This is a genomic window from Streptomyces sp. NPDC030183, from assembly GCF_055573455.1.
This window is the reverse complement of the sequence record NZ_JBVIBK010000031.1, coordinates 1-26,268: the sequence shown is the minus strand read 5'-3', so window position 1 is coordinate 26,268 and position 26,268 is coordinate 1. Positions and strand designations below refer to the sequence as shown.

The following is a 26,268-nucleotide window of genomic DNA, read 5'->3' as shown; positions in this document are numbered from 1 at the left end:
CCACGAGGGACGAAACATCCGGGCAGGAGGATCGGGGGCCGATGATCGACGCGTACGAGGACCCGGGTGTCCCCGACCGGCGGGCGGGGCCCGCTACCTGTGGTGGCTGGTCAGGAAGCAGGCGGGCCGCTCCGCCCTCGGTTCGCTGATCTCCTGCGTGTGGATGGTGCTGCTCGCGGCGACCCCGTTCATGCTGTCGCGGGCGATCGACGAGGGCCTCCAGAACGGCGACCACCGCGCGCTGGCCGGCTGGTCGGCGGCCCTGTTCGGGGTGGGCGCGTTCAACGCCTGGCTGAGCGTCATGCGGCACCGCACGATGACCCGCGTCCGCATGGACGCCAACTTCCGCACGGTGAAGGTGGTGATGGCGCACGCGGTCCGGCTGGGCGCGGCGCTGCCGCGCCGGGTCGGTACCGGTGAGGTCGTCACGATCGGGGTGGGCGACGTCAACACGATCTCGTCCTCGCTGACGGTCATCGGTCCGGGCGCGGGCGCGCTCGCCGCGTATCTGGTGGTCGCGGGTCTGCTGTTCTCCGTCTCGGTCCCGATCGCGGCGGTGGTCCTGCTCGGGATGCCGCTGATGGCGGTCCTGGTGGGGCCGCTGCTGCGGCGGTTGCAGGGCACGGAGGCGGAGTACCGGGAACGGCAGGGGGTGCTGACCGCGCGGATCGCGGACCTCGCGAGCGGGCTGCGCGTCCTCAACGGGCTCGGCGGCAAGGGCCTGGTCGCGGACGCGTTCCACCGCGACTCGCGACGGCTGCGGGAGCAGGGCTACCGGGTGGGCGCGGTGACCAGCTGGCTCCAGGCGCTCGGGGTGGGGCTGCCGACCCTGTTCCTCGCGGTGGTGACCTGGCTGGCGGCCCGGCTGGCCGCCCAGGGGGCCATCACCGTGGGCGAGCTGGTGTCGGTGTACGGGTACGTGACCGTGCTGGTGCGGCCGGTGGCGTACTTCGTCGACTGGGGGTACCAGGTGAGCCGCGGGGTGGTGGCGGCGCGGCGCGTCATCCGGTTCCTGGACCTGGAGCCGCTGCCGGACCACGGCACGCGGGACGCGCCCGCGGAGCCGTCGGTGCTGCACGACCCCGAGTCGGGCGTCCGGGTGCTGCCGGGCCGGCTGACCGCGCTGGCCGGCGACCGGCCCGCCGACGCGGCGCTGGTGGTGGACCGGCTCGGGCGGTACGCGCCGACGGCCGTGACCTGGGGCGGGGTGCCCCTCGACGAGATCCCGCTGGCGCGGGTCCGGGAGCGGATCCTGGTCGCCGACCACGAGGCGGACCTGTTCGCGGGGCGGCTGCGGGACCTGCTCGGCGGCCGTGCGGAGCCGTCCGACGCGGAGATCGCGGAGGCGGTGCGCGCGGCCGTCGCCGAGGACGTCGTGCGGGGCCTGCCGGACGGGCTCGACTCGGCGGTCGACGCCCAGGGCCGCAATCTCTCCGGTGGCCAGCGGCAGCGGGTACGGCTGGCGCGGGCGCTGCTCGCCGACGCGGAGATCCTGCTGGCGGTCGAGCCGACGTCGGCGCTGGACGCGCACACGGAGGCCCGCGTCGCCCAACGCCTGCGGGCGGCCCGCGAGGGCCGTACGACGCTGCTCACCACCACGTCCCCCCTCGTCCTGGACCACGCGGACACCGTCATCTACCTGACCGAGGGCAAGGCGGCAGCCACCGGCACCCACCGCGACCTCCTCTCCACAGAACCGGGCTACCGAGCACTGGTGGCCCGGGACGCTGGGGAAGAGGGGGGAGAGGGTGACGGGGAGGGTGACGGGAACGGGGAGACGCGGGCGAGCGCCACCACGGCGAAGCCGGAAGCAGAGGCGGGGGCAGAGCCGGAGGCGAGCGCGGGCACGCACGAGGTGGCCGCAGAGGAGGCCGTACGGTGACGACGCGACCCCCGACGGAGCCCACGGACCCCGCCGCGCGCCCGACGTCCGACGAGGGCCCGGCCCCGGCCGACGCCCCCTCGGCCGCGCGCCGCACCTCCGACGGTTCCTCCACCCCCGCCGCCTCTCCCCCCGACTCCCCCGATTCCCCCGCCGGCGCCCCGGCCCCCCGGCTTCCCATCGCTCGGTCCGTGGATGTGCGGCGGGCCGCTGTGCGGCTCGTGCGAGGCGATGGGCGGGCGTTTCTCGCCGTGTTGGCGTTGAACGGGGCCGCGGCCGGCATGGGCCTCGCCGGGCCCTGGTTGCTGGGCCGGATCATCGACGAGGTGCGCGGCGGGGGCGGGGTCGACGCCGTGGACCGGCTGGCCCTGGCCATCCTGCTGTGCGCGGTGGCGCAACTGCTGCTGGCCCGCTGGGCCCGCTACGTGGGCCACCGGTTCGGCGAGCGCGTCCTCGCCCGGGTGCGGGAGGAGTTCGTGGACCGCGCCCTCGCCCTGCCCGCGTCGGCCGTGGAACGCGCCGGCACCGGCGATCTCACGGCGCGCGGCACCGCCGACGTGGACGCCGTCGGCAAGACCCTGCGCGACGCGGGCCCCGAGCTGCTCATCAACACCGTGGAGGCGCTGTTCCTGATCGGCGCGGTGTTCGCCCTGGACCCGCTGCTCGGGCTGTTCGGACTGCTCGGCCTCACCGGCATCTGGTTCGTGCTCCGCTGGTATCTGCGCCGGGCGCGGGCCGGCTATCTGGCGGAGGGCGCGGCCGGCTCCGAGGTGGCGGAGATCGTCGCGGCCACCGCGTCCGGCGCCCGTACGGTGGAGGCGCTGCGGCTGGAGCGGCGGCGGATCGCCGCGAGCCGGGACGCGCTGGAGGTCTCCCGTCGCCGGCGTCTGCACACCCTGTTCCTGCGGACGGTGTTCTTCCCGGGCGTCGAGGTCTCCTACCTCGTACCGGTGGTGACCGTCCTGCTGGTCGGCGGGGTGCTGCACGCGCGCGGCTCGATGAGCCTGGGCGCGGTGGTCGCGGCGGCACTGTATCTGCAGCAGTTGAGCGGGCCGCTCGACGAGATCCTCATGCGGATCGAGCAGTTGCAGTCCAGCGGCGCCTCGTTCGCCCGGGTCGAGGGGCTGGCCCGCGCTCCGCGGGCGACCCCGGTGCGCTCGCCGGAACCGGCGGACGACCGGATCGACGTGACCGGGGTGCGGTACGCCTACGGGCGGGGCGGCGAGGTGCTGCGCGGTGTCGACCTGACCGTACGGCCGGGTGAACGGCTGGCCGTGGTCGGCCCGTCCGGCGCCGGGAAGACCACCCTGAGCAGGCTGCTCGCCGGTATCGACGCGCCCACCGAGGGCTCGGTGACGGTCGGCGGGGTCCCCGTCGTCGGCCTCGGCCCGGAGCGGCTGCGCCGCCAGGTCGTCCTGGTCACCCAGGAGCACCATGTGTTCCTCGGGACGGTCCGCGACAACCTCCTCATCGCCGAACCCTCCGCAACGGACGAGGAGTTGTGGGCCGCGCTGACGGCGGTGGGCGCCGAGGGCTGGGTCCGCGACCTGCCCGAAGGGCTCGGCACCCGGCTCGGCGAGGGCGGCCGCCGTACGGACGGGCCCCAGGCCCAGCAGCTCGCCCTGGCCCGGGTGGTCCTCGCGGACCCGCACACGCTCATCCTCGACGAGGCGACCGCCCTGCTCGACCCCGCGACCGCGCGCCACACGGAACGCGCCCTCGCCGCCGTCCTCGAAGGCCGCACGGTCATCGCGATCGCCCACCGCCTCCACACCGCCCACGACGCCGACCGGGTCGCCGTCATGGAGGACGGCCGCCTCACCGAACTGGGCACCCATGACGAGCTGGTGAGGGCGGGCGGGGCGTACGCGGCGCTGTGGGAGAGGTGGCACGGAGAGGCCCCGGCGTGAGCGGACCTGGTCGACGGCTCAGCCAACAACCCGTATATCGAACATGACCATCCGGTCAACGGACGATTTCCGGCCAACTTGTTGACGCGCTCCTGACAGATGGCGCGATCTCCTGCCACGCTGCCCACAACCGCGTCACAGCAACCTCACAAGCTCCCCCCGCCGTGCCGCGGAGCACCTCCCACGCATGTGGTGTTCGCGTTCCACCCCTTGTTCTGCCCGGGCGGCCACCAACCGTCCGGTCTCCCCTGGCCGCGCGAACCGCGGCCACGCAGAAGGAGTCAGTGTTGAGACGCCAGTCCCACAGACGCACCTCCCACACGGGTGACATCCGTTCCCGCTCCACCCAGCGACGCGTCGCCACCGGCGCGCTCGTCGCCGTCAGCGCCCTGCTCGCCGCGGCCGTCCAGTCGGGCGCCGCCACCGCCGCCCCGGAGAAGGCACCGTCGGCAGCGGACAAGGCCGGCCAGGGCGCGGTCTCCATCAAGCTCAGCCCCTCCCAGCGGGCCGAGCTGATACGTGAGGCCGACGCCGGCAAGGCGGAGACGGCGACGGAGCTGAACCTCGGCGCCAAGGAGAGGCTCGTCGTCCGTGACGTGGTCAAGGACCGCGACGGCACCGTGCACACCCGGTACGAGCGGACCTACGACGGCCTCCCGGTCCTCGGCGGCGACCTGGTCGTCAAGACCTCGAAGGCGGGTCAGACCGAGGGCGTCGTCAAGGCCACCAAGGCCACCATCAAGGTCGCCTCGGTGAAGCCGACCCTCGCCTCCGCCAAGGCGGAGAAGCAGGCGCTCGGCGCGGCGAAGGCCGAGCACGCCAAGGACGCCGAGATCAACCGCGCCCCGCGCAAGGTGATCTGGGCCGCGAGCGGCAAGCCCGTCCTGGCGTACGAGACGGTCGTCGGCGGCTTCCAGCACGACGGCACCCCGCAGGAGCTGCACGTCGTCACGGACGCCCGGACCGGCGAGAAGCTGTTCGAGTGGGAGGCCGTCGAGACCGGCACCGGCAACACGGTGTACTCCGGCACGGTCGACCTCACCACCACGCAGTCGGGGTCGACGTACAACCTCACCGACGGCGCGCGCGGCGGCCACAAGACGTACAACCTGAACCGCGGTACGTCCGGCACCGGCACCCTGTTCTCCGGCCCGGACGACGTGTGGGGCAACGGCAGCCCGTCGAACCTGGAGTCGGCCGGCGCCGACGCCCACTACGGCGCGGCGCTGACCTGGGACTACTACAAGAACGTGCACGGCCGCAGCGGCATCCGCGGTGACGGCAAGGGCGCCTACTCCCGCGTGCACTACGGCAACAACTACGTCAACGCGTTCTGGCAGGACACCTGCTTCTGCATGACGTACGGCGACGGCTCGGGCAACGCCAACCCGCTGACGTCGATCGACGTGGCCGCGCACGAGATGACCCACGGCCTCACGTCGAACACGGCCGGCCTCAACTACTCGGGCGAGTCCGGCGGTCTGAACGAGGCCACCTCCGACATCTTCGGCTCGACGGTCGAGTTCTACGCGAACAACAGCTCCGACGTCGGTGACTACCTCATCGGCGAGGAGATCAACATCAACGGCGACGGCACGCCGCTGCGCTACATGGACAAGCCGAGCAAGGACGGCTCGTCGAAGGACGCGTGGTACTCGGGCATCGGCTCGATCGACGTGCACTACTCGTCGGGCCCGGCCAACCACTTCTTCTACCTCCTGTCGGAGGGCAGCGGCGCCAAGACCATCAACGGCGTCAGCTACAACTCCCCCACCTCGGACAACCTGCCGGTCACCGGCATCGGCCGGGACAAGGCGGAGAAGATCTGGTTCCGCGCGCTGACCACCAAGTTCACGTCGACCACCAACTACGCGGCGGCCCGCACCGGCACCCTCGCGGCGACCGGTGAGCTGTACGGCACCACGTCCGCCGAGTACACGGCGGTGCAGAACGCCTGGGCGGCCATCAACGTGGGCTCGCGTCCCGGTGGCGGCGGGGGCGGCGGTACGTCGTTCGAGAACACGGCCGACGTATCGATTCCGGACAACGGCGCGGCGGTCACCTCGCCGATCACCGTCTCCGGGCGGACGGGCAACGCGCCGTCGAACCTCGCGGTGGCGGTCGACATCGTCCACACCTACATCGGTGACCTCCAGGTGCAGCTGGTCGCCCCGGACGGCACGGCGTACACGCTGAAGGCGTACGGCACCGGCGGCAGCTCGGACAACATCAACACCACGTACACGGTGAACGCTTCCTCCGAAGTCGCCAACGGCGTCTGGCAGTTGAGGGTCCAGGACAACGCGGCCCGGGACACCGGCCACATCAACAGCTGGAAGCTGACGTTCCCGTAGGGAACGGGGCGGCCCTTCGTATACCGGGCATGAGCCGACCGGGCGCCGCCCCGGGGGGATCCAACCCCCCCGGGGCGGCGCTCGCTTTGCCGTTCTCCGGGGCGCGCTTGATCCGCCCTTTGCCGTGTTCGAAGCGGATTTACCTAGCGGCAACATTTCTGGACAGTTGACTTTCAGCCAACATCACTTGAACCTCCTGACATGTACGCGTCCGGCTGTCACTCTTCACTCAACCGCCGCACTCGCAACTTCAGTTCACCGGACGGCGACCCCACGCCGGGCCGGTCTCCCCCACCAAGGAGCATGAGTGACTCCGTTCTACGCGCGTCATAAGCAGACCACGCTGGCCATCGCGACCGCCGTCGCCGCCGGTGCGCTGCTGACCACCGGTCTGACCACCGGCGCCACCGCCCAGCCCGCGCCGACCGCCGGCAAGGCCACGTCGGCCGGCGCCCCGGTCCTGCTGACGCCGGCCGCGCGCACGGCCCTCATCAAGAAGGCGGACGCGGCCACCGCCGAGACCGCCGACGAGATAGGTCTCGGCGCCAAGGAGGAACTGGTCGTCCGCGACGTCCTGAAGGACGCCGACGGCACGGTCCACACCCGCTACGAGCGCACCTACGGCGGCCTCCCGGTCCTCGGCGGCGACCTGGTCGTCCACGAGACCAAGTCCGGCGCCGTCAAGAGCGTCACCAGAGCGACGAAGGCCACCGTGAAGGTCGCCGACCTCACCGCGGACGTGACGAAGGCCGCCGCCGAGAAGCAGGCGCTGAAGGCCGCCAAGGCCGAGGGCTCCAGCAAGAGCGCGGCCGACAAGGCGCCCCGCAAGGTCGTCTGGGCCGCGAGCGGCAAGCCCGCCCTCGCCTACGAGACGGTCGTCGGCGGCTTCCAGCACGACGGCACCCCGCAGGAGCTCCACGTCATCACCGACGCGGAGACCGGCAAGAAGCTGTACGAGTGGGAGGCCGTCCAGACCGGCACCGGCAACAGCCAGTACAACGGCCAGGTCACCCTCGGCACCACCAAGTCGGGCTCGACGTACAACCTGACCGACGCCGGGCGCGGCGGCCACAAGACGTACAACAAGGCCCGCTCCACCTCGTCCTCCGCCGGCACGCTCTTCACCGACGCGGACGACATCTGGGGCACCGGCAGCGCCTCCAGCTCCTCCACCGACCAGAACGCCGCGGTGGACGCCCACTACGGCGCGCAGGTCACCTGGGACTTCTACAAGAACGTCCTCGGCCGCAACGGCATCAAGAACAACGGCCAGGCCGCGTACTCCCGCGTCCACTACGGCAACGCGTACGTCAACGCCTTCTGGTCCGACAGCTGCTTCTGCATGACGTACGGCGACGGCTCGGGCAACATCAAGCCGCTGACCTCGCTGGACGTCGCCGGCCACGAGATGTCCCACGGTCTGACCTCCAACACCGCGGGCCTGAACTACTCCGGCGAGTCGGGCGGTCTGAACGAGGCCACCTCCGACATCTTCGGCACGGCGGTGGAGTTCTACGCGGCCAACAGCAAGGACCCGGGCGACTACCTCATCGGCGAGAAGGTCGACATCCGCGGCAACGGCACCCCGCTGCGGTACATGGACCAGCCCAGCAAGGACGGTTCCTCGGCCAACTACTGGTCGTCGTCCCTGGGCAGCCTCGACGTGCACTACTCGTCGGGCCCGGCCAACCACTTCTTCTTCCTGCTGTCGGAGGGCAGCGGCGCCAGGACCATCAACGGCGTCAGCTACAACTCCCCCACCTCCAACGGCGCCACGATCACCGGCATCGGCCGCGCCAAGGCCGTCCAGATCTGGTACAAGGCGCTGACCACGTACATGACCTCGACGACCAACTACAAGGGCGCGCGCACGGCGACCCTGAACGCGGCGCGTGACCTGTACGGCGCGGGCAGCGCCGAGTACAACGCGGTGAACGCCACGTGGGCGGCGGTCAACGTGACCGCGTAGCACATCGCGGCCTGTGTTGAGGCGGTACCCGGAGAGAAGGCGACTCCGGGTGCCGCCCTAGGCTGTGGCCCCATGTCCCACACCGACGGCTCACACCCTCTCCCGGACGGCTTCACCTACGAGGCCGTCGGCGCGACCCGCGAGGGCCGCTGCCCGCCCGGCTTCAACGAGCTGGAGGTCCGCACCCGCCTCGGCGAGGGCACGGCCCTCTTCGAACGGGCGGCGAACGCCGTCCTCACCTGGGAGATGCACCGCGCCCTCGGCGTGGGCCTCCACACGGACGCGCCCGAGGCCGCGCCGGGCGTCGACGTCACCGTCACCCTGGGCGGCGTCATCAAGGCCCCCTGCCGCGTCGTCTGGACGGTCGACGAGCCCCGCCGCAAGGGCTGGGCCTACGGCACGCTCCCCGGCCACCCCGAATCCGGCGAGGAGTCCTTCGTGGTGGCCCGCACGGGCGACGGCACGGTCTGGCTGACGGTGACGGCGTACAGCCGCCCGGCGAAGTGGTACGCACGGGCCGGCGGCGCGGCGACGAGGGGCCTGCAGCACGCGTACGCCCGCCGCTGCGGGGTGGTGCTGCGGAGGTTGGCGGAGGATCCGAAGGAGTAACTACACGGACGCCCCGCCCCTGTAGGCGTAGCCTCAGTCTGCCAGTGGGACGCCTGCTCCACTGGGTCTGCGCGGTGAGCGACCCTGTCAATCATCTGTAATTCTTTTCTGGACCGTCCTCCCCCACGACGACCAGTGCACACTGGCCGCCCTCAGGGGAAAAAGGGTGCCTCCACATACGGAGCTTCGTTGCGTGTGGTCGCGCAATCATCCAGAACGGAAATTCACCTGTGAGGTCACCGCGAATCTACAGTCACCCTGTGATTAATCCCCAACTCCGAAACTCGATCACCCTAGATTCAACCTCGGCAGTTTTTGCGGATTTCCGTACGTGAGGACGCGTTGGAGTCCGACCCTCAGCTCATTGAGGTCAACCCCCGATGCAATCCCCAGCGGAATAAGATTGGAGGGCAAGCTCAGCACCTCAACGGCTTCGTCATCAAATCTTAGAGTCAGGAGTCCAGGCAATAGAGATACTCCTTTAAGGCCGCCATAGTGAACCCCTCCACTCTCATTCACGACACAGTAGCTATCCGTTCCGTTCCTGACATTCTGCTCGTCCGGTTGCTCGTCCAGGAAACGTTGGAGATCAAAGTAATAACCGTTCTCCGCCGCGTCGTCCCCGTCACCTATGAAGACCGAGAAAGTCACACCGGGAACTTCTTCCCCGACCACCAGCGCAGCGATCTCCCAATAGGGGGAAATGTTACTCATCCACTCCAACTCCATTCCTTACCGCTGCTCTTGTACACAAAGGTCACCCCCATTTCCTGTGCCGCTTTCTGCATCCTTCCCTGACAGGAGGGGCATGGAGGGTTCAGTCCGTGAATGGTAACCGTGTCGCCTCGGTTGATGGGTGCCAGCTTCGAGTAGGGATCACCGTTGATATCCATGCTGGTGGCCCCAGACATCCGGATGACACGGGCTTCGGTGTGACTCGAAGACTGACTCTCCCCAGGGATCATACTGCCACTCCTTAGAGAGTAGGTCACGACCAACTGCCCGTCGCGTGTCACCTCAGCTCTCGCCCAGTGGGTTTTCGTAGTGGTCTTTCCAGTGAGGGAACCCGCACGATCCCTTGCGTTCCGATCACCGTAGGTAGGCTTGCCCGACCTGGTATTGGGCCTCGCAGCAAAGACCCCGTTCCTGCCGCTCCCGAAGATTGCTGCTAGGGCACTAGGGACTTGGTAGGAGTCGCTGGAAATATCATAGCCTTGACTCGCTATCCAGTTGTCGAACTGGGCACCATAGTCACATCCTGGCTCGCCGGGACCCCCGCCGTTTCGACAGTCACCGTCAAAGATCCATCCACCGTATTCCGCCATGTGGGGAACATTCGAAATGATCCCGTAAAACGTCTCTCCAACGCCGGAGCATAATCCGGATAGCGGGCCCCAGGAACCGCAGCCATCGTCTGGGTCACCAGGGCCTGGCTTCGCCCCGCCACCACCGCTACTGGCGTGCCCGCCACTGTTGGTGCTGGCCGTTCCACCACTATTCTTCGTGGTCGTCCCACCGCCGCCCCGCAGCACACCAGCGGGATTGTTCTTGATGTGCTTGGGCTCGCTGCCGACATTGCAGGTTCCTGTGAGACCGCAGTCGGCGCCACCAGGATCCATGAGTCCCGTGGGGTCGGAGGACGAGGCAGGGTTGTTTCTGACGTACGAGTAGCCATTGAGCGACTGATGCTGGTCCAAAGCGATGATCGGGTCCACGCTGATGAACTGGCCCGTCAGCGGGTCGTACTCGCGCGCCCCGATGTGGGTCAGGCCCGTGCCTGCGTCCGTCGGCTTGCCCAGGAACGCCTTGTCGTCCGGCCAGGTGACGCCCGGCTTCAGGTCGCGTGAGGCGCCGAACGGGCTCATGTACCTCTTCGTGACCGCGTACGTCGTCGCGTCCATGGCGAGGCTGGACGTGCCGTGGTGGTCGGAGGCCAGGAAGCTCAGCTTCGTACCCGACGTACCCGAGGCCGCCGTGCGGACCGCGATCGTCTGGCCGTTGGCCGTGTAGTAGCGGGTGCCGGAGAGGGTCTTGGTGGTGCCCTTCGCCGTCAGGCGGACCTCCATGCCGCCGAGGTAGAGGATCGTGTCGCCGTCACCCTTGGCACGGCGGATCAGCAACTCCCCGTCGGCGTCATAGAGGTAGTTCGTCTGCCCCGAGCCCTCGGTCGTCCTGACCAGCTTGCCCTCGCTGTTCCAGAGCAGGCTCTGCCGAGCGGCGGGTCCCGGACGGGACGTCGTGTTGCCGTGCACGTCGTAGTCGTACGTCGCGCTCCTGGCACCAGTCGTGTTGTCCAGGGTGTGGGGCTTCTTGTCGCCGGCGTCGGACGTGTCGTCGTACGTGTAAGTCGTGGTGCTGTCGCCGGTGCCGGAGTGCTTGGTCTCCGTCTTGCGCTGACCCGCCTCCGTGTACGTGTACGACGTCCAGTAGGGGGCCGCGCCATCGAGGTTCGAAACCGTACGGCCTGAGGCGGCACAGTCAGCCGTCTTGGGAGTCCAGGACTCGGTCAGGCGGCGGTGGCCGTCGTAGGTGAAGCACTGGTAGTCGGGCTTGGTCGTGCCGCCCTGGGTCGTAGCGTCGAAGATCGAGGTGACGTTGCCGGCGTCGTCCTGGGTGAACTTCAGTTCCTGCGGCATGTAGCCGTGGACGTCGTCGGTCACGTGGGCGCGGGTCAGACGGCGTGTGCCCGGCTCGTAGTCCCAGTTGAGGAACATCTTCTTCGCCGTGTCCGCCCCGCTCTTGCCCAAGGCGAGTTGTGTGAGGTCGCCCTGCGGCGAGAACGTCGCCCCCTGCAGGTAGCCACTCGTGCCCCTGGACGTGAGCTGATGGCCGGTCGCGTCGTAGGTGTACTCGACGGACTCCGAGGGGAGGCCGCCCGCCGCCGGCTGGGACGCCATGCTGATCGTGCCGTCCGGGCGGTACCCCGTGGCGAAGCTCAGGGTTTCCGGCACGCCCGCCGCGACCAGTTCGTCGGTCTTGGGCAGGAGAAGCTGGTTCTCCATGACCTGGTACATCGGGTCGTACTTGATGATCTTCTTCGTGTAGGCCTTGCCGCTGAGGCCGCCGTCGTAACGGACCGCGGTGTCGAGCTGTCCCTTGTACAGCGAGTCGAAGGTCCAGGCCGCGAGCTGATTCGCGTCCTTCTTCTCGCCCTGCCACAGGCCGGTCCTGCGGTTCAGCTCGTCGTATCCGTAGAGGAGCTTCTTGTCCGCGTCCTCGGTGTTGAAGGTGCTGTCGACGCGGTCGAGGGAGTCGTAGGTCGTCCTGCTCGTGCCCTTGTCGGGGTCCGTGGCGGTGACCTGGCGACCGAACAGGTCGTACGTGTAGGACCACTTGGCCTTGTCGGGGCCGGTGATGGTCTCCTGCTGTCCGGCGTCCGTGTACGTGTACCTGGTCGTGGTGTAGTCCGTGCCGGTCGGCTTGGGGCCGGCGTATTCACGACGCTCGGTCGTCTGGCCGAGCGCGTTGGTGACCACGGCGGTGGCCTGACCGCCGGAGGGAGCGGTCGCCATCACCGTGTCCCCGGTGTACGTAGTGTCGACGCTCCAGCGGGTCACTCCATGCGTCTTCGTGACCGTCTTCGTGGCGCGGCCGGCACCGTCGTACGTCGTGTCGGTCTGGATCGGAGCCTGGCTGCCCTCGGTCTGGACCGCGGAACCGGAAGGGGCCGACTTGTCGTCCCAGATGTCTCCCTGCGCGCTGGTCGCCAGGCCCCGGCTGTCGTACAGCGTCAGTGAGACGAGGCGGCCACCGACCGGAGTGGGAGTCTGGACCTGGCGCAGGCGCAGCAGGTTGTCGTAGAACTCGTAGGTGGTGTTGTAGCCGGTCCCGTCACCCCTCAGTGCGCCGGTCGACACCCACGACAGGTCCGAGTTCCTGATGTTGTAGGCGTAGACGAAGTTCGCTGTCTGCTTGCGGGCCTTCGATCGGTTGGGCAGCCAGACGCTCGTGACACGACCGAGGCTGTCGTACTCCGTCTCGGTGATCTTGTCGTTGGGGTCGCTCACAGTGACCGGGGCGCCGGTCGCGAACGCCACGCGGGTGGTGGTCTTGTGGCCCTTGATGTTGGTGGCGCTGCTGGACGTCAGCGGGCCGGTGCCGGCCGGGACGTAGGTCGTGTCCGACACCGTCTTGTCGTGGGTGTCCTTGACGGTACGTGGGCGGCCCAGGGCGTCGTACGTGGTGGTGGCCATCTTCTGCCAGGCCGGGGCGTCGTCACTGCCGTAGGACTTGGCGCGTCCTGTCCAGACGGCCTCGCCCTTCGTCGGCTTCTGGGACGCCGTCCATGCCGTGGCCGTCGCGTCGTCGTAGATCGTCGCCGCGTCCGCGACGACGTCACCGGGCCGGCTGCTGTCCGCCGGCAGGTCGAGGGCCGAGTCCGCGGTGGCACAGGTCCTGGCGACCGTGCGGGTGCGGGACACCAGGGAGTTGATGCCGTTGTCGGCATTGCGGGCGTACCAGGTGCGGGTGCACTTCTCGTCGCCGGTGACGGCCCCGTCGCCCTGGTCCTCCGTGGTGCTGACCATGCCGTGGTCGTCGTACGTGTAGGCGGTCGTACGGGAACGGTCGACGGCGGTGCCCGTGGTCGTCACGCGGGTGCGGTCGGTGGAGTCGGCGACCCTGACCATGTAGGCCTCGGTGTCGGCGTACGACTTGTGCTGGACCGCGGTCTTCCTGGACCACATGGTGTTGACGGTTCCTGAGACCTCCTCGGAGCCGTTGTAGGTGACCGTCTCGCGGACGGATCCGGCGTACTGGTCGCGGTCCGTGACCGCTACCGCCGAGATACCCGTCACCGACGCCGACTTGCGGTTGTCCGGGTGTGGCGTCCTGTTGTCGGAGCCGAGGACCCGGTCACCGTTCATGCCCTGCATGTACACCGTGGTCGTCTTCAGCTGATCGGTGCTGCTGGTGCCCGTCACGTGCGTGACGCGCTGGAAGCCTCTCCAGAGCGACCAGGTCCGTTCCTTCTCCGGGACGAACGGGTTTTCGTCGTAGTGCCAGGCCGGGGTGGAGTAGCGGTAGGTGTGCTGGACGGCTTCCTTGCCACCGTGGGGCGCCGAGGTGGTGACGGAGTTGACCGGGTACTTCTGGAACCAGTCGAGGATCGGGGTCTTCTCGCCGTTGGGCGCCCAGTACACCGGGTAGCACCGCTTGTCGTTGTCGTCGACCTTCGGCATGGCCTGCCCGTGGACGCAGTCGGCCTCCATGTACGACACGACCGTCTCGGCGCCGGCCTCGGACGTGATCTTCTTCAGGCGCGGCTTGTCGAAGGAGAGGATGTTGTCGTGCTGGCCGTCGACACGATTGGTGAGGAGCGTGTGCTCGAACGTCACCGGCGGCAGCGCCAGATCGGTGCCGCGCTTGCCGGTGTGCTGGATCTGCTTCAACCACAGGGACTGGTCGGCGGAGTCACCCGTGTCGCCCGGGTCCGGGTAGCTGTGCTGAAAGGACCAGGCGTCAACGGCTGCGTAGCCGGGAGTGGTGGCGGCCGCGTCCCAGGCATACGTGGTGACGCCGGTCAGCCGCTTGCGGGTGAAGAACGAGGGCCCGGTGTTGCCGGTGCACTTGTCGCCGCTCTTGCAGACCGCGTCGAAGGGTACGTCGGGCCAGTTGTCGCGGGTGTCCTCCGTGAGGGAGTCACAGCCCTTGCCGGTCGCGATGCACCGCTCGCTGTAGCCGAGGACGACCTTGTCGGAGGCGGCGGGGGTGGCGGAGAACAGCGCTCCCTTCCGCTGGCCGTAACGGATCTCCTTGAGGTATCCGCCGCGCACGTACTCGGTGCCGGTGGTGTCGTCGCCGAGCATGTCGTAGTGGTTGCGCTCGGCCTCGTACCAGTAGCTCATGGCGTTGCCGTGGGTGTCCTCGACGTAGTCGAGGTTCCATCGCCACGCCTGCTTCTTGTCCCGACCGGAGAAGCCACTGCCGCTGCTGTGGCCCGGTTCACCCGAGTCGTCCCCGAAGACCGGGACGGTCCAGACGGACTCCGTGCGGTCGTCCGCGCCCGCTCCGTCCAGCTTGTTCAAGCCGAAGACGTACTTGGTCCCGTCCCCGGTGATGACCGTCCAGAACTCGCCCTTGCCGTCACCCTTGCCGTCGTCGGTCACCGGGTCGCCGTCGGGGTCCGTGTTCGCATCGCCGTCGTCACCGTTGTCCGCGCCCCAGGAGTGAATGACCCTGGAGGCGTCGTCGTTCTTCAGACGCCATCTCTCGGTGGTGTCGTCCTTGACCAGCTCACTGGCCTTGCCGTTCAGGACCAGGGACGCGTTCTCGTACTTCCAGCACAGATCGAACTTGTCCTTCTGGCCGTCGTCGTCGCAGGAACCGTACTTGCGCTCGACGTAGGAGGAGGTGAGGTCGAAGCCCTCGCCGACCTGCGTGCCCTGGTTGTTCGAGTTCGCGGTACGGCCGTCGACGGCCCCGGAGTCGTACGAGATCGACAGGTCGGGCGCCGGGCCCGCCGCGGCAGGCGGGGTCCGCAGCGGGTAGGACCAGGTGAAGGTGCCCGACGAACCGCCCGCTTCCCAGGACGACGAGGACGACAAGGGGGTCGCCTTGTAGTCGCCGGCGCCGGACTGGGAGCCCGCGGCGACGGCCAGGACCATCGTTGGGGACTTGCCGTCGGTCCTCTTGAAGGTCAGCGTCGACGAAAGCTTCCCCGCATCACGGTCGTTCACCGCCGCGAGGGGCTGGGGCGCACGGCACGTGCCCTTGGCGCTCTCCCCGAGCAGGCAGTGGGGGAACTTGAGCAGATTCAGTCGGCCTGCCCAGTCACCGCCGTAGGCCGAGGCGAAAGCCGAGTAGTCGAGGCCGAGTTGGGCCCGCCCACCGGTCGGCGGTCCGGTGACCTTGAGGACCACACCCTTGACACCGAGTTTCCTCGCCGCCTTCTGGTCCAAGACCTCGACCTTGACCGCGTCGGCGGCACGTGGCTGCTTTCCGTCCTTGGCGGCCTTCGGCTCGGTCAAGGTCACGGGAAGTGAGCCAGGGGTGCCCTTGGCCTTGCCCCGGCCGGACAGGGAGAGTGTCACCGATCCGTGGTCGGGCCAGTCCACCGCGCGTGCGCGGTCCTTGTTCCCCCGCTTCACTGCGGCCCGGTTGGCTGCCTCGATCTCCTTGCCGAGCGCCGCGAGCTTCTTGTTCGTCTGCACGGTCCATGGGGAGACCTCGGCCGCCTTCGGGGCCTCCAGGTCCGGCCTGCCCAGCGGTTCGGTGTCCGCGGCGAAGACGACCGGAGTCATCAGGCTCGGGAGCATGGCGAAGCCGAGCAGAGCGGCGACGCGCCGCGTCCACACACGCCTGGCAGGTGTGGCGATCCCGCTTCCGGGCGGGCCCGCGATGAACTGGTTCATGACAAGTCTCCTGGCGGCGGCCGCGCCACGTGGGAGCGGCCGCACGCTGTTGTGAATCGGAGGCCGACGAGGCCGAAGAAGGCAGGGAGGGCGCGGAGCGCCGGAGCGGTCAGGTGGACTGATCAGTGATCTGGTTCTTCACCTGGTCGTTGGTCATCGCGCCGACCCACACGCGGACCTTCGCCACATCACCCGGCAGGTGATGCCCTGTGGTCCCGTTCGCCGTGCCCCGGCCGACCGACAGAGCGCCCGTGCCTTGCTGGTCGGCTTCGAGGCCGCCGTCTTCCGCGTTCTGCGGGAACTGACCGACGAACAGCTGAGACACCCCGAAACGCTGTGTTCCATCAGCAGCGCTGAACGACCTCGTCGTGTCGAAGACACCGGTCAGATCGACCCACGTGTCGAACTCGTGGTCGCCGATGGTCTCGTGAGCGACAGCAATCGCGGTCCCCACCACCTTGCCCGTCGAGTCGACGGCTGTCCGACCGAACCTCCACTCATAGGCGCCGCCCTCGATCTTCTCCACCCACAGCGCCCAGGAGGACTCCTTGCCCGCCCCGGTCGCCTGGCCGACGACCAGTCCGCGATAGCCGACCGGTTTGGCGTTCAGCAGCGCCCTGTCGAGACGCACGCGGGCGGACACGGTGAAGGATCCGGTCTCGTCGATCACCGGTCCCGTCGTCGACGCGTAGCCGGAGCTGCCGTCGAGCACGAGAGCCGTGGCGTCCTCACCCGTCAGCCGGGCGGTACCGGACAGCTTCAGACCGCCGCGGCGGTACGGGAACGACGTGCTGGCCGGGTCGTCGGGATCCTCGGGGCTCTCGGTGACCTGTGTGCCCGACGAGATCGTGGCGTCCCAGTGGGCGACCAGTTCATTGGTCGGCACCTCGTCCGTCGTGAGTTGGTGTTCCTCTCGGAGTTGCTCGGGCTCATGCGCCTCCTGCCACACCGCGACCTCGTCGACACGCCCCCGGAAGTACTCGCCGAAGGCACCGTCGACCTTGGAGACGCCCAGCATCAGGTTCCGGTCGGCGGCCCAGGGCGTGTACGTGGCGGCCGCCTTGGACAGGACGACGGGCTCGCCCTGCGGCTTGCCGTTGACGTAGAGCTGAATGGTGTCGTTGTTCTTGTCGACGTCCTGCTGGGTGTCGAAGACCGCGGCCAGATGAGTCCAGACCCGCAACGGGGGGTTCGCCTCATCCGCCACCGAGCGAATGTAGACGGGGTCCTTCTTGTCCTGGTCGGTCCGGTTGAAGACCCACTTCTTGTACGCGGACGAGTAGTACAGGGTGAACGCGGAGCCCTGGTCGCCAGGCGCGGACAGGACCGTCCTGTTCTCGGCTGCGTCCGTGAGATACGCCCACGCCGACACGGTGAACGAGTCCTGGGTGTTGACGGCAGCCCCATCCGTGGACGCGTAGCCCGTCTGTTTGGCAGGGTCGGTGCTGTCGTTGAGCCACAGTGAGTAGTCGCCTGCCCCACGGCGGCCCATCGTCGACCATCCGGTGCCCGCGTCGTCACGCAGAACGATGTTGTGGCGTGTGCCGGCTTCGCCGCTGTCCTTGGCCACCGTCACACCAGATCCCGGCTTGCCGTCGTCGAAGCGCCAGCGGCCGGACGGCCCCTCGGGCAGACCCACTTTGAGGACGAATTCCGCCGGCGGGCCCCACCGCACGCGGCCGTCCTTGTCCAGCTTCAGATCACTGGCCTCGACCGCCAATGTCTGCGTGCCGGACAGTCCGGGCGCGATGTCCTTGCGTGTCACCGGCGCATTGGTCGAGGCCGCATTCACCTGCTTGACCGCACTGGCGCCCGTGGACAGGAAGCGCCAGCGGTACGCCTTCACATCTTTGTCAGCCGTGTTCGGGCGGAAGGTGAACGTTCCGGGAGTGCCAGGAGCACCGTTGGAGGCGCAGTCATTGGCCGTGCATTCCCTGTAGGGCCCGCCCGACGCGATCGTCGGCGCCTTGGGAGCTGTCGAATCGATCCTCAAGTAGCACCAGGACGAGTATGGCGAGAACAGATCGCCGGATCTGTTGTCGTAGCTCCAGTGGGACTGGGTGCGGGCTCGGAATCGGTAGAGCCCTCCGTCCGCCCTCTTGCTCGTCGTGATCGTCTCGAGGGCCCCGTCAGTGGCCCAGCCGTCCTCCGGACGGTGCCCACTCCACACCTGGGACCAGGACCCCTTGCGCATGTCGTCGCTGGAACGCTGCATCACGAACTCGGCTTGCAAGGCCGGCGTCGTCTCGTCCCCGCCCGGCTGGACCAGCGTCTGCACCCTCGCGTGGATGGATGGCGTGTCCACAGTCACGGTCATGGGATCTGACGAGGGACGGCACGGCCCTGTCTTGCTGCCCGTGCCCGGAATCGCACCGACGGAGGTCGGCACCCCCGGCTTGTGCACGTACCGGACCTTGAGCTCGGCGTTGTTGTCGAACCTCTTCCATGCGCGCGGCTCGGTCTCGTCCTTGGCCCGCAGCATCACCGTCAGCCGGGGGAACTTGCCTGCCGCGAAGGCCCGCACCGTGGAGGTGAGGTTCTCGTCGGCCTCTCCGGGGTTGTCGTTGAACTCGATCCACTTGTTCGGCTGTTCGGGGTTGCACAGATCGCCGCGCCCAGCGGAGACGTACTTGTCCCCCAACTGGTCAAGTTGCCTGGGGCCGGGCCAGCGGGTGCCCTCCGAGATGTTGTCGGTGCGCTCCAGGTCCACCCAGTACGGCGTGCAGTTGAACGACCAGGTCTCCAATGCACGGAATGTCGCGTCCAGTACGTGCTTGCCGGCCAGCTTGCCGGCACCGAACTCGAAGTACATGCGATCCGTGTAGCCGGGACCGCAGGCATAGCCGTCCGCGACGCCGCAGCGGCCGACACCCTTGGGCTCGGTGAACTTCCAGAACCGGTCGCCGTCCGAGGACAGCTTCGTCCACTCGGACACACCCAGCCCCACCGGCGGGTCGATGAAGACCGGATAGACGGTCTTCGGGCCGCGGAGCAGTTCCAGGTCCGGCTTCACCGACACGGTGCCGTCGCCCACGGCCACGGGCAGCTCCGCCGTGGTGTCCCCCTCGCCCGGATGCGAGGAGTCGTCGGCTTCGGTCCGGGGCGCCTCCTGCTCGGTTGCCGTGGACATCAGTTGCGTTCGCGGTCCGGCCACCGCGTCGTCGCCCGCCGAGTCCCACATCTGCCCGGCCGGCCCTCGGAACACGGCGTTGCCGTCGGCGTCGACAGCACGGAGACCACCGCCTTCGCCGGGTACGACGCTGAGACCGTCGCCCGTCGCGGTGAGGCTGATTTGCTCCAGTTCCGAGCTGGTGGCGGCTTCGGCGGACCTCACCACCAGTACCTGGCGGTAACCCTCCGCCGTCGCCGTCATCTGAAGATCGACGCCTTCGACCGGGACGTTCGCGTACGTGGCGGTGGCGCCGTCCAGGGTGGGAGCCGGCAGAGAGGTGGGCCACGCCATCCTCAGCTCTTGGCCCTCGTGACCCAGCCGCAGCAGCTGGGAGCCGCTTTTGCCGCCCGAGAAAGCCACGTCCACCACAGCTGCCTTCGGCCCGACCATGCCGTCGGACCGCTTCTCCAACTCCAGGTCGATGTCCCGCCAAGTGCCGTTGTCAGCCCGCGCGCGCTGGGGTTGCGTCGATTGTGTGAGCGTGAAGGTGCCGTCCGGGTTCGCGACGGTCGTCGTGTATTCCGTCCGCTCGGAGAGCACTTCGACCGACTCGCCCGTGGCAGCGGCGCGTCCCGAGGCCGACTGCCCGGTCACCGACGCCGTCGGCGCATCCGCCATGGCCTCGCCGGATGTCGCGAAAGACACGGCAGGCAGAAGTGACAGCAATGTCACCGCCGCCGAAATACCGCCCGCGAAACGCCGAGACCGGCTTCTTCCCACCCGAAAATGACGGCGCCCCCGCACCAAACCCACAACCCCACCCCGTAGTCACAGAACCTTCATAGGTTCCGGCGAGTCAACGCTGCATCAGTTCCCGACGTCAATGTGAACTGCACCACGAACTACCTGAAGAGACGACCCTCGCCTGCGTCAACAGCAACCTCTCTCGGCCAGGAATGCGCGACGCGCGACCTTCAGAGACCTTCACGCTCTGCACACATTGTGCCGCCGAAGCGATCAGATCGCGCCATCTCCGAGCAGTGCTCCAGTGAAGGACGAGCCGCCGAAAGCGACTCGGATCAAGGTGATCACCTAGCGCATTAACGTTCAACTGTCGGCTCGACAAGTGGCGCCCACGTTCAAAATCCGCCACCCGCCGAACTTCTCGCCCTTGCCCTCCATTACCTGGAGTAATGATTCACAGGGGTGAGAGACGACCTTTCCGCCAGACGCCGATGCGCCGGTGGACCACGGCGACGACGGCGGCCATCCGGTGCGCGGCCCAGTCCGGCGAGGTGCGCTCGCAGGCGAACCTCACCAGACCGGCCCGTACGCCGCTGCCCGCGACGCCGGTGGTGATGTCGCTCAGCAGCGGCGGGTCGATCAGCGGGTCCTCGGCCTCGACGGCGGCGCCGGGGCCGCGGAACCGGGCGAAGAGGGGAATGCCTGGCGACGCTGTACCCGCCGGTGGCGAGCACGATGTTCACCAGGTGCGGTCGGTGACCGTGCTGATCAGCGCCATGTCCCGGCCCTGGCCGAGGACGCCGGGGACCCGGCGGCGACCAACGCCGCGACGCCCCGTACCGGTACCCGTACGGGGCGCGAAGGCGAACCGAACACCGGCCGGGACCCACCCGACCGGATGCCCCGGCTACCGCATCAGCACCCCCGCCCCCTCCCCCGTCTCCTCCGACGGCATCGCCAGCAGGCCCAGTTCGGCCGGGGAGGCGAGGAGGCGGTGGGACGGGAGGATGCGGACCGTGTAGCCGAAGGGGCCCGTGCGGTCCAGGGCCAGCGGGCCCTCGTAGATCCAGCGGCCCTCCTCGTCGGGCCCGCTGGTGGGCTTCAGCGGGACGCTCGCCGCGTCCGTGATCCGGTCCTCGGAGTCGACGCGGCCCGACACCGCCTGCACCTCGACGTCGTCGGGGGCGAGTTCCCCGAGGTCCACCCGGACGCGCAGCATCAGCGTGGCGCCCAGTTCGGCGGTGCTCGTCGGGGCCGCGGACGCCTCCACGTGGTCGACCTTGACGCGGTGCCAGGCGCCCCGCACCCGCGCCTTCCACCGCGCCGACTCCCGTGCCGTGTCCGGGTTCAGCGCGCGGTGGGCGCGGGCCGCGGGCGCGTACAGGCGGTCCACGTACTCGCGGACCATCCGGCCGGCCAGCACCTTCGGGCCGAGGTGGGTGAGGGTCTGGCGGACCATCTCGATCCAGCGGTCGGGCAGTCCGCCCTGGCCGCGTTCGTAGAAGCGGGGTGCCACCCGCTGTTCCAGCAGGTCGTACAGGGCGGCGGCCTCCAGGTCGTCCCGGCGGTCGTCGTCCGTCGCCGTGCCGTCGGCGGTGGGGATCGCCCAGCCGAAGTCCGGCCGGAACCATTCGTCCCACCAGCCGTCCAGCACCGACAGGTTGAGGCACCCGTTCAGCGCGGCCTTCATCCCGCTCGTGCCGCACGCCTCCAGCGGCCGCAGCGGGTTGTTCAGCCACACGTCGCAGCCCGGGTACAGCTTCTGTGCCATCGCCATGCCGTAGTCCGGCAGGAACACGATCCGGTGGCGCACCCGCGGGTCGTCGGCGAACCTGACCAGCTCCTGGATGAGGCGCTTGCCGCCGTCGTCCGCCGGGTGGGCCTTGCCCGCGACGACGATCTGGATCGGCCGCTCGGGGTGCAGCAGCAGCTCCATGAGGCGGTCCTGGTCCCGCAGCATCAGCGTCAGCCGCTTGTACGACGGGACGCGCCGCGCGAAGCCGATGGTGAGGACGTCCGGGTCGAGCACCCCGTCGATCCAGCCGAGTTCGGCGGTGCCCGCGCCGCGCTGGCGCCAGGAGGCGGCGAGGCGTTCCCGTACCTCCAGCACCAGTTGCTCGCGCAGGTTCCGGCGCAGCTCCCAGATGTCGGTGTCGGGGATGTCGGCCACGGAGTCCCAGCGGTCCGAGCCGCCGACCGTCATGGCGTCCTCAGTGCGTTCGGCGCCGATCTGCCGGGAGCCGAGGCGGAAGACCTCGGGCGCCACCCAGGTCGGGGCGTGCACGCCGTTGGTGACGGAGGTGATGGGGACCTCGTCCGCGTCGAAGCCCGGCCACAGGCCCGAGAACATCTCCCGGCTGACCTGGCCGTGCAGCAGCGACACCCCGTTGGCGCGCTGGGCGAGCCTGAGTCCCATCACCGCCATGTTGAAGACGTTCGGGTCGCCGCCCGAGTACGTCTCCATGCCCAGGCCGAGAATGCGTTCGACGTCGATCCGGGGCAGTTCGGCGTCGGGGCCGAAGTGCTGGGCCACGAGTTCCCGGTCGAAGCGGTCGATGCCGGCCGGGACCGGGGTGTGGGTGGTGAAGACGGTGCCGGCGCGGACCGCCTCCAGCCCGGCGTCGAAGTCGAGCCCCTGGTCGCACAGCTCGGCGATGCGCTCCAGGCCGAGGAAACCGGCGTGGCCCTCGTTGGTGTGGAAGACCTCGGGCTCGGCGTGGCCGGTGAGGCGGCAGTACGTACGGACCGCCCGGACACCTCCTATACCGAGCAGCATCTCCTGCAGCAGCCGGTGTTCGCTGCCGCCGCCGTAGAGCCGGTCGGTGACGCCCCGCTCCCCCAGGTCGTTCTCCTCGACGTCGGAGTCCAGCAGGAGCAGCGGTACGCGGCCCACCTGGGCCTGCCAGACACGGGCGTGCAGCCGGCGGCCGGCGGGGAGCACCAGGTCGACGCGGGCCTGGGAGCCGTCGTTCTCCTGCAGCGGCACCAGGGGCAACTCGTTCGGGTCGAGCACGGGATAGTGCTCCTGCTGCCAGCCGTCCCGGGACAGCGACTGCCGGAAGTAGCCGTGCCGGTAGAGCAGGCCGACGCCGATGAGCGGCACGCCCAGGTCGCTGGCGGCCTTCAGATGGTCGCCGGCGAGGATGCCGAGGCCGCCGGAGTACTGCGGCAGCGCGGCGGTGATGCCGAACTCGGGAGAGAAGTAGGCGACGGCGGCCGGTGGTTCCGAGGTCTGCGTCTGGTACCAGCGGTCGCCGCTGACGTAGTCGCGCAGGTCGTCGGCGACCACGGTGAGCCGGCGCAGGAAGCGGCGGTCCTCGGCGAGTTCGGCGAGGCGCCGGGGGGAGACGGAGCCCAGCAGGCGTACCGGGTCGCCGCCGGACGCGGCCCAGCACTCGGGATCGACCGACTGGAAGAGGTCACGGGTCTCCGCGTGCCAGGACCAGCGCAGATTGCGCGCCAGATCGCTGAGCGGGTGAAGGGCTTCGGGGAGGACGGGTCGGACGGTGAACCTGCGGATGGCCTTCACAGAGGATTCCACCTTCACGCCAGGACGTACGGGCCAGGGGGACGCACCTGTTGCGTGCGACCGTTCGTCACCACGACGGTAGCGGCGCGGGCGGGCGGGTCGGCAAGCACGGCGTGTCCCTCGGTATGCAATTACGGCGCATCCGTACCCCGGCCCCCCGGCCGCGCAGTCCGGTCGGGGGTGTTCAGTCCGGAATTCGTCGCGGCCCACCCATGTCCCCCTCGGGCGGTATGGCCGATTCCGCCCCTCTGTGCGGCCTTGTGGCGCTTCACCCCGCACGAGAGGCTGCCGGGTGGCGTACCGGCCGACCGAGGAGGGGGTCCGCATCCATGCAGCATCGGGCAGAGGCGAGAAACAGGCGTCCGCGCTGGATGGGGGGCCTCGCGGCGGTGGTCACGGCCGTGGCGCTATCGGCCGTTCCCGCCCCGGCGCACGCCGCTCCGGAGGGGCGGGTCCTGGGGGCCGGGGGCGCGGATTCCGTCAGCGGCAGTTACCTCGTGACCCTCAGGGCGGGGACGGAGGCCCCGTCGAAGGAGGGGAAGGGCATCGCCCGGAAGTACGGGGCGAAAATACGCCACATGTACAGCTCGGTCCTCAACGGCTATGCCGTGAGCGCCGGTGAGAAACAGGCCAGACTGCTCGCGGCGGATCCGCGGGTTGCCTCCGTCGTCCAGGACACGGCGGTCCGGTACGACGGCGGCCGGCGGAACCCGCCGTCCTGGGGCCTGGACCGTCTGGATCAGGCCGGACTGCCGCTCGACAAGAGCTACACCTGGCCGGACAGGGGCGGCGAGGGCACCACCGTGTATGTGATCGACACCGGCGTCCGCATCACCCACGAGGACTTCGGCGGCCGGGCGGCCTACGGTTGGGACTTCGTGCAGGACGACCGGAGGGCGCAGGACGGCAACGGACACGGCACCCATGTCGCGGGGACGGTCGCGGGCACCAGGTACGGGGTGGCCAAGCGGGCGAAGGTGGTCGCGGTGCGGGTCCTCGACGACGCCGGGGCGGGGACGACGGCCCAGGTCATCGCCGGGATCGACTGGGTCACCCGGAACGCGCGGAAGCCCGCGGTGGCGAATCTGAGCCTGGGCGGCCGCGGCAACGCCCAGCTCGACGCGGCCGTACGCGCCTCCATAGCGTCGGGGGTCACCTACACGGTCGCCGCGGGCAATGACGGCCTCGCCGCGGGGCTCTACTCACCCGCCCGGGTGAAACAGGCGATCACGGTGGGGGCCACCGGAAAGAAGGACAACCGGGCCCGATTCTCCAACTGGGGCCCGGGCCTGGACCTGTTCGCGCCGGGTGTGTCCATCACCTCCGCGTCGCACCGGAGCGACACCGGGGAGGCCACCTACTCGGGTACGTCGATGGCGGCGCCGCACGCCGCGGGCGCTGCGGCCCTGTATCTGTCCGACCATCCCCGGGCGACACCGGCGCAGGTGGCCGGATCGCTGGTGCGGGGTGCGGTTTCGGGCAAGGTCAAGGACAGATTTCCGGGCTCTCCGGACCGGATCCTCCAGGTCGCCGTCCCCTAGGTACCCGTAATCCCCTGTAACACCACAGGTGAACGCCCCTTTACCCAAAGCGACTAGAGTGACCGGCCTCGACCCCCTCGGACGAGGCCGGTCTTGTGTGTAGACATACGCCTGAGTAGTTAACAAAGTGCCGGAATGCTCACCCGCACTGTGTGGGAAGGCTCCACCGGTACATCCCGCTGGCCCCACCTCCCCACACCCTCATCCGCCCACCCACGTTGACGCGGACAGGAGCGGTCATGCCCGCCACGCACCACTCGTCAGCACCCCCGACGACCAGTACCACCACAGCGCACACCAGCACCCCCGCGGCGGCGACCGCGAGCGGCGCCGCGCGCCCCGCACGCCGGGCGCACACGGGTCCGCCCGCGCCGTCGGCCTCACCCCCGGACACGGCGACCGTCGGCCGGATACCGGTTCTGGACGTACGGCCCACCGTCCATCACGGCCGCCGACCGGCGAAGGCCGTCGTGGGCGAGGAGTTCGAGATCTCGGCGGTCGTCTTCCGCGAGGGCCACGACGCGGTCGCCGCCAATGTCGTCCTGACCGACCCCGAGGGCCGTCCGGGCCCGTGGACGCCGATGCGGGAACTCGCCCCCGGCACGGACCGCTGGGGCGCCACGGTCTCCGCGCCGAGCGAGGGCCGGTGGACGTACGCGGTGGAGGCGTGGGGCGACCCGGTCACCACCTGGCGCCATCACGCCCGGATCAAGGTCCCGGCGGGTATCGACACGGAGTTGGTCCTGGAGGAGGGCGCGCGGTTGTACGAGCGGGCCGCCGCCGGGGTCCCGGAGGGCGGACGCGACCGTGGTGTCGTCCTGGCCGCCGTGGAGGCGCTCCGCGACACCGAGCAGCCCGCCGCGTCCCGTCTGGCGGCGGCGTTGGCGCCGGAGGTGGACGAGGTCCTGGCCCGGCATCCGCTGCGGGAGCTGGTGACCTCCTCCGATCCGCTGCCGCTGCTGGTGGAACGCGAACGGGCCCTGTTCGGCTCCTGGTACGAGTTCTTCCCCCGTTCCGAGGGCACCGCGGAACAACCCCACGGCACGTTCCGTACCGCGGCCAGGCGGCTGCCGGCGATCGCCGCGATGGGCTTCGACGTGGTCTACCTCCCGCCGATCCACCCGATCGGCACCACCCACCGCAAGGGCCGCAACAACACCCTCTCCCCCACCCCCGACGACGTCGGTGTGCCCTGGGCCATCGGCTCGCCCGAGGGCGGCCACGACGCCGTCCACCCCGACCTCGGCACCCTCGACGACTTCGACC

Annotated in this window: 10 protein-coding genes and 1 pseudogene; 7 read left to right on the top strand and 4 right to left on the bottom strand. The window is 69.4% G+C overall.

The genetic code is table 11. The features are described from left to right. Positions 1 to 41 precede the first annotated feature (41 nt). The 5 genes and pseudogenes from ACZ4Z2_RS31065 (at position 42) to ACZ4Z2_RS31045 (ending at position 8,724) form a co-directional block, all read left to right on the top strand. A pseudogene (locus ACZ4Z2_RS31065) lies at positions 42 to 1,882 on the top strand (ABC transporter ATP-binding protein). Between the two features lie 179 nt (positions 1,883 to 2,061). Further along, positions 2,062 to 3,792 (top strand): ABC transporter ATP-binding protein, encoded by a 1,731-nt coding sequence (locus ACZ4Z2_RS31060; RefSeq protein ID WP_468080617.1) that lies wholly within the window; start codon positions 2,062 to 2,064, stop codon positions 3,790 to 3,792. Between the two features lie 284 nt (positions 3,793 to 4,076). After that, positions 4,077 to 6,146 (top strand): M4 family metallopeptidase, encoded by a 2,070-nt coding sequence (locus tag ACZ4Z2_RS31055; protein WP_468080538.1) that lies wholly within the window; start codon positions 4,077 to 4,079, stop codon positions 6,144 to 6,146. A 307-nt stretch (positions 6,147 to 6,453) separates the two neighbouring features. Beyond that, positions 6,454 to 8,115, top strand: coding sequence for a M4 family metallopeptidase (locus tag ACZ4Z2_RS31050; protein WP_468080536.1), 1,662 nt, complete (start codon positions 6,454 to 6,456; stop codon positions 8,113 to 8,115). A 72-nt stretch (positions 8,116 to 8,187) separates the two neighbouring features. Beyond that, the gene (locus ACZ4Z2_RS31045; RefSeq protein ID WP_468080534.1) at positions 8,188 to 8,724 is read left to right on the top strand and encodes a DUF1990 family protein; all 537 of its coding nucleotides are present in this window, start codon (positions 8,188 to 8,190) and stop codon (positions 8,722 to 8,724) included. A 288-nt stretch (positions 8,725 to 9,012) separates the two neighbouring features. On the opposite strand, the gene ACZ4Z2_RS31040 is transcribed toward ACZ4Z2_RS31045, so the two are convergent. The 4 genes from ACZ4Z2_RS31040 to ACZ4Z2_RS31025 all read right to left on the bottom strand — a co-directional run bounded on the left by ACZ4Z2_RS31040 (position 9,013) and on the right by ACZ4Z2_RS31025 (position 23,461). Then, entirely contained in the window at positions 9,013 to 9,438 is a 426-nt protein-coding gene (locus tag ACZ4Z2_RS31040) for a hypothetical protein (RefSeq protein ID WP_468080533.1), read from the bottom strand. Next, positions 9,435 to 16,076 carry an RHS repeat-associated core domain-containing protein gene (locus ACZ4Z2_RS31035; protein ID WP_468080531.1) on the bottom strand — a complete coding sequence of 2,214 codons (6,642 nt, stop codon included), beginning with the start codon at positions 16,074 to 16,076 and terminating at the stop codon, positions 9,435 to 9,437. The genes ACZ4Z2_RS31040 and ACZ4Z2_RS31035 overlap by 4 nt, the downstream gene beginning before the upstream one ends. A gap of 109 nt (positions 16,077 to 16,185) precedes the next feature. Beyond that, the gene (locus ACZ4Z2_RS31030; RefSeq protein ID WP_468080615.1) at positions 16,186 to 19,866 is read right to left on the bottom strand and encodes a laminin G domain-containing protein; all 3,681 of its coding nucleotides are present in this window, start codon (positions 19,864 to 19,866) and stop codon (positions 16,186 to 16,188) included. A gap of 973 nt (positions 19,867 to 20,839) precedes the next feature. After that, a complete protein-coding gene (locus ACZ4Z2_RS31025) occupies positions 20,840 to 23,461 on the bottom strand; it encodes a glycosyltransferase family 1 protein (RefSeq protein ID WP_468080529.1) in 2,622 nt (873 codons plus the stop codon). A 329-nt stretch (positions 23,462 to 23,790) separates the two neighbouring features. Between ACZ4Z2_RS31025 and ACZ4Z2_RS31020 the strand changes: the two genes are divergently transcribed. Both ACZ4Z2_RS31020 and ACZ4Z2_RS31015 read left to right on the top strand, forming a co-directional pair. After that, the gene (locus tag ACZ4Z2_RS31020; protein WP_468080527.1) at positions 23,791 to 25,002 is read left to right on the top strand and encodes a S8 family peptidase; all 1,212 of its coding nucleotides are present in this window, start codon (positions 23,791 to 23,793) and stop codon (positions 25,000 to 25,002) included. A 239-nt stretch (positions 25,003 to 25,241) separates the two neighbouring features. Further along, on the top strand, positions 25,242 to 26,268 hold a 1,027-nt coding region (locus tag ACZ4Z2_RS31015; protein WP_468080526.1), incomplete at its 3' end, for a maltotransferase domain-containing protein.

What these genes read in the sequence shown, in the direction of transcription:
- ACZ4Z2_RS31035 (WP_468080531.1), bottom strand. Translation starts at nt 16,076, where the DNA reads ATGAACCAGTTCATCGCGGGCCCGCCCGGAAGCGGGATCGCCACACCT.
- ACZ4Z2_RS31020 (WP_468080527.1), top strand. Translation starts at nt 23,791, where the DNA reads ATGCAGCATCGGGCAGAGGCGAGAAACAGGCGTCCGCGCTGGATGGGG.
- ACZ4Z2_RS31040 (WP_468080533.1), bottom strand. Translation starts at nt 9,438, where the DNA reads ATGAGTAACATTTCCCCCTATTGGGAGATCGCTGCGCTGGTGGTCGGG.
- ACZ4Z2_RS31030 (WP_468080615.1), bottom strand. Translation starts at nt 19,866, where the DNA reads ATGGCGGATGCGCCGACGGCGTCGGTGACCGGGCAGTCGGCCTCGGGA.
- ACZ4Z2_RS31045 (WP_468080534.1), top strand. Translation starts at nt 8,188, where the DNA reads ATGTCCCACACCGACGGCTCACACCCTCTCCCGGACGGCTTCACCTAC.